The 9314-nt window shown below is 38.4% G+C and carries 9 protein-coding genes and 4 pseudogenes; 12 read left to right on the top strand and 1 reads right to left on the bottom strand.

Annotated elements, in window-relative coordinates; genetic code table 11:
* Nucleotides 1-11: 11 nt before the first annotated feature.
* Nucleotides 12-146 carry a hypothetical protein gene (locus tag ARSQ2_RS13715; RefSeq protein ID WP_255487644.1) on the top strand — a complete coding sequence of 45 codons (135 nt, stop codon included), beginning with the start codon at nt 12-14 and terminating at the stop codon, nt 144-146.
* Between the two features lie 227 nt (nt 147-373).
* Nucleotides 374-1408: a tRNA dihydrouridine(20/20a) synthase DusA gene (gene dusA / locus ARSQ2_RS06865; RefSeq protein ID WP_181994827.1), complete on the top strand. Its 1035-nt coding sequence runs from the start codon at nt 374-376 to the stop codon at nt 1406-1408.
* Between the two features lie 178 nt (nt 1409-1586).
* Here the strand turns inward: dusA and ARSQ2_RS06870 are convergent, their stop codons facing one another.
* Complete coding sequence (locus ARSQ2_RS06870) at nt 1587-1778, bottom strand: hypothetical protein (RefSeq protein ID WP_181994828.1); 192 nt, start codon at nt 1776-1778, stop codon at nt 1587-1589.
* A gap of 346 nt (nt 1779-2124) precedes the next feature.
* On the opposite strand from ARSQ2_RS06870, the gene dnaB reads away from it, so the two are divergent.
* The 10 genes and pseudogenes from dnaB to ARSQ2_RS06915 form a co-directional block, all read left to right on the top strand.
* Nucleotides 2125-3522, top strand: a complete 1398-nt coding sequence (dnaB, locus tag ARSQ2_RS06875) for a replicative DNA helicase (protein WP_181994829.1) — start codon at nt 2125-2127, stop codon at nt 3520-3522.
* Between the two features lie 52 nt (nt 3523-3574).
* On the top strand, nt 3575-4660 hold the full coding sequence (gene alr, locus ARSQ2_RS06880) for an alanine racemase (RefSeq protein WP_181994830.1): 1086 nt from the start codon (nt 3575-3577) through the stop codon (nt 4658-4660).
* 58 nt (nt 4661-4718) lie between these two features.
* Nucleotides 4719-5932, top strand: a pseudogene (locus tag ARSQ2_RS06885) (amino acid aminotransferase).
* A gap of 288 nt (nt 5933-6220) precedes the next feature.
* Complete coding sequence (locus ARSQ2_RS06890; RefSeq protein WP_181994831.1) at nt 6221-6679, top strand: filamentous hemagglutinin N-terminal domain-containing protein; 459 nt, start codon at nt 6221-6223, stop codon at nt 6677-6679.
* 165 nt (nt 6680-6844) lie between these two features.
* Nucleotides 6845-7222 (top strand): hypothetical protein, encoded by a 378-nt coding sequence (locus ARSQ2_RS06895; RefSeq protein WP_181994832.1) that lies wholly within the window; start codon nt 6845-6847, stop codon nt 7220-7222.
* A gap of 259 nt (nt 7223-7481) precedes the next feature.
* Complete coding sequence (locus ARSQ2_RS06900) at nt 7482-8102, top strand: IS630 transposase-related protein (protein WP_202880392.1); 621 nt, start codon at nt 7482-7484, stop codon at nt 8100-8102.
* Nucleotides 7991-8299: a transposase gene (locus tag ARSQ2_RS11955; RefSeq protein ID WP_202880393.1), complete on the top strand. Its 309-nt coding sequence runs from the start codon at nt 7991-7993 to the stop codon at nt 8297-8299. The genes ARSQ2_RS06900 and ARSQ2_RS11955 overlap by 112 nt, the downstream gene beginning before the upstream one ends.
* Before the next feature lie 51 nt (nt 8300-8350).
* A pseudogene (locus ARSQ2_RS06905) lies at nt 8351-8677 on the top strand (MlaD family protein); the annotation flags it as partial.
* 105 nt (nt 8678-8782) lie between these two features.
* A pseudogene (locus ARSQ2_RS12770) lies at nt 8783-8896 on the top strand (IS630 family transposase); the annotation flags it as partial.
* A gap of 162 nt (nt 8897-9058) precedes the next feature.
* Nucleotides 9059-9314: pseudogene (locus tag ARSQ2_RS06915) on the top strand (intermembrane transport protein PqiB); the annotation flags it as partial.

A 9314-nucleotide genomic window follows, 5' to 3' on the forward strand; every position in this document is an offset into this window, starting at 1 on the left:
GCACAAGCTAAATGCAAAAAAAGAGCGCTCGGATGCGACACAGATATTTTGTTCGCACTCAATATGGTGTAATCAAAATTAAGTCGCTTAGCTATAATCTAATTTTTGTGATGAACGCTATTGAGTCTACGGTGGTTATCAATTGATTATCATTTAATTTTTAACTCTCACGAATTACCATTTTCAATTGAAACTATTGCCTTGAAGTCATGGCTTTCTGGTAGTTTTTTGTTGTGAGTGAAGCCATCCCACAGCAGGGTGTTTCTCTATGGTATAATAGGCAGCATACAAATAAATTCTCGCTATAATGGCTGTTAAAAACGAGTAATACCATTTAGTGGTAATAAAAAACAACATACCAAAAAACGGAAAAATGCACGATAACACAACTAATATAAAACTAACCGAAAACCACGAATTAACGGCATCGACAGGTAATTTTAACCACCGCCGTTTTAGCGTGGCGCCGATGCTTGATTGGACAGATCGTCATTGCCGTTATTTTCATCGTTTATTAACTAAAGAAGCGTTACTTTATACAGAAATGGTGACAACTGGTGCGCTTATTTATGGTAAAGGTGATTATCTGGCTTATAGTGAAGAGGAACATCCAGTTGCTTTGCAGTTGGGTGGTAATGAGCCTGCTGCCTTGGCCGATTGTGCAAAATTGGCTCAGAAAAGCGGTTATGATGAGGTTAATTTAAATATTGGCTGTCCTTCAGATCGGGTCCAAAATAGCCGTTTTGGTGCATGTTTGATGCGTGAAGGCGCACTAGTAGGGGATTGTATAAAAGCAATGCAGGATGCTACTACGATCCCGATAACAGTAAAAACCCGTATTGGCGTTGATGATGACGATAGTTATGCTTTTTTAACCGATTTTATTGATAAAATTGTGGCAGAGAGTCAATGTGGTTTATTTATCATTCATGCGCGTAAAGCTTGGCTATCGGGGTTAAGTCCAAAACAGAATCGGGAAATACCACCTTTAGACTATTCACGCGTTTATCAATTGAAAAAAGATTTTCCTCAGTTAACCATTGTAGTTAATGGAGGTATCAAAAACATTAAACAGGCTAAACAGCATTTACACCATCTTGATGGTGTTATGATAGGCCGAGAAGCTTATCAAAATCCTGCATTATTAACTCAGGTTGATGTTGAATTTTCTGATCAAAGTAACCTGGTTATTGATCCGATTGTTGCAGTACAAGCAATGTATCCTTATATTGAGCGAGAGTTGAAACAGGCAACTTATTTAGGTCATATTACTCGTCATATGTTTGGAATATTTCAAGCTATTCCGGGCGCTCGCCAATGGCGCCGTCATTTGAGTGAAAATGCCCATAAAAAAGGCGCCGATGTAACCGTGGTTAAGCAGGCACTCGAGTTTATTACCGGTAAATAATTGACTAACCCAGGTTATTTTATCTATGCCATACCTGGGGTACGTTTAATTAAAGAGAACTAAAAGTGGGATCAAAATTAGCGAATAAATAGAGTATTTAACTAATAAAAGCGACTTTTATTTTATTTTTTTGTTCGCATTCTATGTCCCCATTTTGGCCAATTTTTTCCAGACTGTTTTACATCAATTGCACGGCATGATTAATTGATTGCTGAAAATCGGCTAATTCCCGATTTTTATCAAATTGTGTCAGAAAAGTGTCAAATTTATGATTGGCATAATGAAAAATAGTTTGAAATTCATCATTTAAAAAGCGCTTTTCGTCATAAACATGATTAATAAATGTATTGATCTCTTGATAACTATTCATAGCAATTAAACTCCGTTTAATTAAAAGGTTTCCTTATTAAAGAATTAATAAACTATATAAATATTCGCGAATAAAACAATCTGAAAGTACAGTTGGTTAATGGTTATGTTTAACTAGTCGCTTATTAGCGATGATTGCAATATTTTTCGGAAAGTTCAGATTTATTGCCAATATTTTGGCATGTTTGATTGAGGAACATTGCAACATTTTCAGATTTTCTGTAAAAGATAACAGTGAGGAATCGTTAAGGTTTTATGTCAAATTAAATGATCAAATTGTCAAGAAATAGCAGTAAATAGCATATACTGATGAGCGACTCTATTGATTAATGGGTAAAAAAAGTACTATGGCGAAGAAGTATTCCGCAGAAACCGTATTTATTGGTCAGAAAGATCGTCAAATAGAGGGGCTAAAAATGCCACCTCACTCCTTAGAAGCTGAGCAATCGGTACTGGGTGGATTAATTTTGGATAACGAGCGTTGGGATCATGTCTCAGAACGCGTGACCAACGCAGATTTTTTTAGCCGACCACACCGCACCATTTTTGCTGAAATGCAACGCCTGCTTGAACAGAGTAGACCAATTGATTTAATTACTTTATCTGAATCGTTAGAACAACAAGGCGAATTGGATAGCGTCGGTGGTTTTGCCTATTTAGCAGAATTAGCTAAAAATACCCCAAGTGCTGCGAACATTAACGCTTATGCAGATATTGTGCGCGAACGTGCTGTTGTTCGTGACATGATTGCGGTGGCAAATGAGATCGCTGATGCGGGTTATGATCCTCAAGGTCGCAGCAGCGAAGAGTTACTGGATTTAGCTGAATCACGTGTTTTTCAAATTGCAGAAACTCGTGCTAATAAAGATGACGGTCCGAAAGGGATTGAAGAGATCCTGTCTGAGACGATGGAAAAAATTGAACAGTTATATCAGAAGCCTCATGATGGGGTAACCGGTGTCTCTACCGGCTACCAGGATCTGGATCGAAAAACGGCAGGATTACAAAACTCTGATCTGATTATCGTAGCAGCTCGTCCTTCCATGGGTAAAACCACTTTTGCGATGAATTTATGTGAACATGCGGCCATGATAGAAGAAAAACCGGTTTTGATTTTTAGTTTGGAAATGCCAGCTAATCAAATCATGATGCGTATGTTAGCTTCTTTATCGCGTGTTGATCAAACTCGTATTCGAACTGGCCAACTTGATGACGAAGATTGGGCGCGTATTTCCAGTACCATGGGGTTGTTGATGGAAAAACGCAATATGTATATTGATGACTGCGCTGGGTTAACGCCGACAGAAGTTCGTTCACGTGCTCGCCGGGTTTACCGTGAACATGGTGGTTTAAGTCTAATTATGATCGATTATCTTCAGCTTATGCGAGTTCCTTCCCTGTCTGATAATCGTACACTTGAGATTGCCGAAATTTCCCGTTCGCTTAAATCATTGGCAAAAGAGTTACAAGTACCTGTGATCGCATTGTCACAACTTAATCGTAGCCTGGAACAACGAGCGGATAAAAAACCGGTCAATTCAGATTTACGGGAATCCGGCTCCATTGAGCAGGATGCCGATTTAATTATGTTTATTTATCGAGATGAGGTTTATAACGATAATTCAGATCTTAAAGGGGTAGCAGAAATTATTATCGGTAAGCAGCGTAATGGCCCGATTGGAACAGTACGTCTGACTTTCAATGGACAATGGTCACGTTTTGATAACTATGCTGGACCAATCTAGCACGACGAATAATCTATCTATTTAATTTTAATACGTTAATACGGAGAGTAAAATGAAAGCGGCAACCGCTGTCATTCACCGCCCCGCTCTGCGTCACAATTTACAACGAGTTCGGGAAATTGCGCCTCATAGCCGCATAATTGCTATCGTTAAAGCTAATGCTTATGGGCATGGTTTACTAGAAACAGCGCACACAGTTAAAGATCTGGCTGATAGCTTTGCTGTTGCTCATATTAGCGAAGCAATCACATTACGTGAAAATGGCATCAACAACCCCATCTTATTATTAAAAGGTTTTTTTGAGCTAGCTGAATTAGCTATTATCACCAGGTATGAGATTGATGTTGTTGTACAGAGTATTGAACAACTTGAAACATTAGAACAGATTAAATTAGAAAAGCCGATAAAAGTTTGGATGAAACTTGATACCGGTATGCACCGTTTGGGGTTCAGACCTGAAGAGGCGAGAATATCTTATACACGCTTGATGGCATCTCAAAATATTCAAAAGCCTATCAATATTATGAGTCATTTTAGTCGTGCTGATGAGGCTGGCTTACCCGCAGTGACAGAGCAGCAATTGGCTTGTTTTAATGCTTTTATAAAAGATAAACCAGGAGAAAAATCGATCGCGGCATCTGCCGGTATTCTACTATGGCAAAGATCACATTTTGATTGGGTGCGTCCTGGCATCATGATGTATGGCGCTTCACCACAAGAAGGTAAACAAGGCAAAAATTTTGGCCTCCTGCCAGCGATGACCCTCAAATCTAATCTAATTGCTATTCGTCAACATAAAGCCGGAGAGCCGGTCGGTTATGGTGGAGTTTGGGTTAGTAAGCAGGATACCAATCTTGGTGTAGTGGCAATTGGTTATGGCGATGGTTATCCCCGTAATGCCCCGTCAGGCACACCAGTATTAATAAATGGGCGCAAAGTGCCGATTGTAGGTAGAGTCTCCATGGATATGATTTCAGTCGATTTAGGAATTGAAACCAACGATAAGGTCGGCGATGAAGCAATTATATGGGGAGATCTATTGCCTGTTGAAGAGGTGGCAGCAGATACTGGTGTCAGTGATTATGAATTATTAACAAAGCTAACCTCACGGGTGGCAATGGAATACCTGGACAAATAAATTTGTTGTCGGTTATTTAATAAAAAAATAGATATGATGATAGTGGAGAGAATTTTAAGTGTTTCAGAATGTTGATGCTTTTGCCGGTGATCCTATCCTGTCGTTGATGGATTCATTTAATAAAGATCCGCGTGAAAATAAAATTAACCTTAGCATTGGCCTGTATTATGACGGCAAGGGTAATACTCCCCAACTTGGCACTGTCGGTAAAGCGAAAACCAAGCTTAATCAATTTCCTGCTATAGCCTCCTTTTATTTAGCGATAGAAGGACTACATAACTACCGGTTAGCGATTCAAAAACTGCTTTTTGGCGCTGATAGCCCACTAATTAAAGAACAACAAATTGCAAGAATACAGACTATTGGTTGCTCAGGGGCGTTAAAACTGGGAGCCGATTTTAAAGTCGCCCAGCTATACATAGTTATTTCCCTGAGTCAGAGGTTTGGTGTAGTGATCCTACCTGGGAAAATCATGCTTCTATCTTCATGGGTTCAGGAATTAACGTCCATTATTACCCCTATTTTGATGCCGATCCCAAAGGGATAAAATTTTCTGAAATGCTGGCAACATTCAAACAGCTGCGAGAAAAAAGCATTATCTTAATGCGCATCCATGTTGTCATAATCGAACCGGTTCTGATTTAACACCGTAACAGTGGGATCAAATCACCAAAGTGGCTGAAGAGCGGCGCCTTTATTGCCTTTCTTGATATGGCTTATCAAGGATTTGCTAAAAGCATGGATGAGGATGTTTATGCTATTCGCACTATGGCTCAGGCCGGATTACCGGTATTTTCAGTAATTCATTTTCCAAGATTTTTGGTCTGTATGGTGATCGGGTTGGCGGTCTACCGATTATTTGTCAAAATCAACCGGAGTGTGAGCGGGTATTTGGCCAACTAAAGGCGGGTGTGCGTCGTCTCTATTCGAGCCCACCATCAAATAGCGCAAAAATTGTTGAACATGTTTTGACAAATGACACATTACGCGCTGAATGGCTAAGTGAGGTAGAATCGATGTGTCGGCGCATCTTTGCCATGCGGAGAAAATGCTGGTTAGCAATTTGGAAAATGCGTTACCTGAAAAAACTTTGATCACCTATTAAAGCAGCATGGTATGTTTAGTTAGACCGGTTTTAGCGTAGAACAGGTTGAGCGTCTACGTAAGGAATTTGCCATATATCTGGTTAGTACTGGGCGTATTTCTATGGCGGGTGTTAATGAACATAATGTTCAACGTATTGCTCAGGCTTTTGCCGCAGTAAGTCGTTAACTGAATTTAATTATAATCAATAATTCTATTAAAGCCAGTGATTAAATAATCACTGGCTTTAATTTATTAAATATAAAAATATTAAAATCAGATTTAATTTTAGGAATAAAAGTAAAATAGTATTAATTAAATTTAACATATCGAATTATAATTAAAAATAATGATTATGATTGGATTAACTAATTAAATTATTGATTATTATATATTGCCTATTAAATTTTTCTTTTCTATTTTGAAGCGGTAACTTTCATCGTCATATTAATACAAAAATAGAATATAGGTAATGCTATGAAAAATAAAAAGATTCGCTATAGCAGAAACATAATTTATTTCATCACCAGTTATCCTCTGTTACCGGTTTTGAGTTCCACTGTCCAACCAGCGGATGAAAAAACTCAGTTAACGGTTAAAAATCAAATTGCTGTCATCGATATAGCGGCACCTAATCGGGCGGGTATTTCTCATAATCGATATCAGCAATTTAATATACTGCCAGAAGGTGCGGTGCTGAACAATGCTATCCAACCAGCGAAAAGTGAACTAGCCGGCCAGCTTAGTGAACAGACGGCCAGTTTGATTATTAATGAAGTAACCGGTTCATCTTCTTCCCAACTAAATGGAAAATTGGAAATTGCAGGCAAGAAAGCGGATGTGATCATCGCTAATCCTAATGGCATCAGTTGTGATGGTTGTCGTTTCAGCAATATTGGTGGATTAACCTTAACTAGGGGGGCCGGCCGACACTGAATCAACGAGGCGAATTCGCTCATTTAAAGGTGAAAAAAGGTGATATTACCATCCCTAATAAAGGGGCTCTCCATGGTGGTATAGCTAAGCGTCTAAAATCAATTGAATAGCTTATATAAATAATGTCATCAAAATTAAGTCGCTTAGCTATAACAGTATACTCAAATGATCAGCCGCACTGTTACCATCAATGCCAGTATTCTGAGCAAAAATATTAGCTTGCTGCTACGCATGAATGCGATTGACTATCAGACTGGAACAGTTTCTCAAATAACTAGCCCGGGCCTAAAACCCCAATTTTCGGTTAACATTACAGAGCCTGGTGGGATTTATGCCAATCGCATTAAAATCATTGCTACCGAACCAGACAGTGAAGTTAAGCTGGATAATATTAAAACGAGCGAAAGTGATTTATTTGTTTCCGCTAAAGGGAAACTGACGCTAGGTCATATTACCACTAACAGGCATTTAATCGGCAAAACGCCAGCCATTATAATTCCGGCAATTCGTGAAATTTTATCTCAGAAAAAACTATTACTTTAAAGCGATAGCCTGATTAATCAAGGTAAAGTAACGGCTAAACATTATATTCATGTATTTAGCAATGTTATCAGTAATCAAGGTGAAAGCGCTAAAATTGCAGCTTATAATAATCTCTGACTACAAAAAATGCTCAGGGTGAACTTTAAGTAAAAGGTTTGAAAATAGCTCGGCGACTATCTGAACGCAAACCGGTGACTTGTTCCTGAAAGGTAACCAAGTGATTATAGCTAAGCAACTTAATTTTGATGAAATTATTTATATGAGCTATTCAATTGATTTTAGAGGTAAAGTGATATTTACGATAGAAGAAGAAGGGTTGAGTATCCGAGAAACAGCGAAGCAATTTCGGATTGGCTCTGCATCTGTATCGCGTTGGATTAATCAAATCGAGCCAAAAGCATCGACTACGCGTCAGCGAAAAATCGATAAATTCGAGTTGATAAAAGATGTTGAACAATATCAAAATGCTTACCAAAAAGAGCGTGCAAAGCGTTTTGGCGTTTGTCATAAGGCTATTTGGCAAGCTCTCAAAAAAATGGGATTGACCTATAAAAAAAACTCTACGTCATCCGAAAGCCGACGAAAACACTCGACAAACGTTTCAACAAAAAAACAGTATGAAAAGAAGGCAAGCATATTGTTTTTATTGATGAAAGTGGTTTTTTACACGATACCCCGCGGACTCACCGCTATTCCCAGAAAGGTCAACGGTGTGTTGGTCTCAAGAACTGAGGAGCTAAAGAAAGAACAAATGTTATCGGCGCTTTATTGGGCACAACGCTGTTTGCTATCGGATTATTTGATATCAATATTAACAGCGATGTTTTCTATGCATGGGTCACCCAAGTCCTTATCCCAGTACTTCCTAAAAACAGTGTAATCATGATGGATAATGCAAATTTTCACAAGAAAAAGAGTATTCAAGAAGTCATCATCGATGCGGGGCATATGGTGGAATATTTGCCTACCTATTCGCCAGATCTTAATCCAATTGAACAGATAGGGGCACAAGCTAAATGTAAAAAAAGAGCGCTCGGATGCGACACAGATATTTTGTTCGCACTCAATATGGTGTAATCAAAATTCAGTCGCTTAGCTATAGAATTCGATTAGAAAAGGGGTTACAAGGTGGCTAATAAAGATAACACTGACGCGCAAGCAAAGATCAGTAAAATAAAAAGCTGTTCACCGATTTGGATCATTCCAATTATCAGCATCTTTATTGGTGCCTGGATAATAATTTACCATTTTAGCCATTTAGGTCCTGAAGTGACATTGATTACCTATAATGCCGAAGGTGTTAAAGCGGGAAAAACCAAACTTAAAAGTCGTAGTGTTGACATAGGCTTGGTGGAAAAAGTTTCCCTTGATAACAACTTTAAGCGTGTAATTATTAAAGCACGTTTAAATGATGGTATAGCTAAGCGTCTTAATTTTGATTACACAATATATGTTTTTATCCAATATAAATTTAGTGATATAGAGTAATTACTTGTAATTATTTTAAAGTCGCCTAGCTATAACAGCGATGTTTTCTATGCATGGGTCACCCAAGTCCTTATCCCAGTACTTCCTAAAAACAGTGTAATCATGATGGATAATGCAACTTTTCACAAGAAACAGAGTATTCAACAAGTCATCATCGATGCGGGGCATATGGTGGAATATTTGCCTACCTATTCGCCAGATCTTAATCCAATTGAACATAAATGGGCACAAGCTAAATGCAAAAAAAGAGCGCTCCGATGCGACACAGATATTTTGTGCGCACTCAATATGGTGTAATCAAAATTAAGTCGCTTAGCTATAGAATTCGATTAGAAAAGGGGTTACAAGGTGGCTAATAAAGATAACACTGACGCGCAAGCAAAGATCAGTAAAATAAAAAGCTGTTCACCGATTTGGATCATTCCAATTATCAGCATCTTTATTGGTGCCTGGATAATAATTTACCATTTTAGCCATTTAGGTCCTGAAGTGACATTGATTACCTATAATGCCGAAGGTGTTAAAGCGGGAAAAACCAAACTTAAAAGTCGTAGTGTTGACATAGGCTTGGTGGAAAAAGTTTCCCTTGATAACAACTTTAAGC

It is taken from the genome of Arsenophonus endosymbiont of Bemisia tabaci Q2, assembly GCF_902713415.1.
GTDB lineage: Bacteria > Pseudomonadota > Gammaproteobacteria > Enterobacterales > Enterobacteriaceae > Arsenophonus.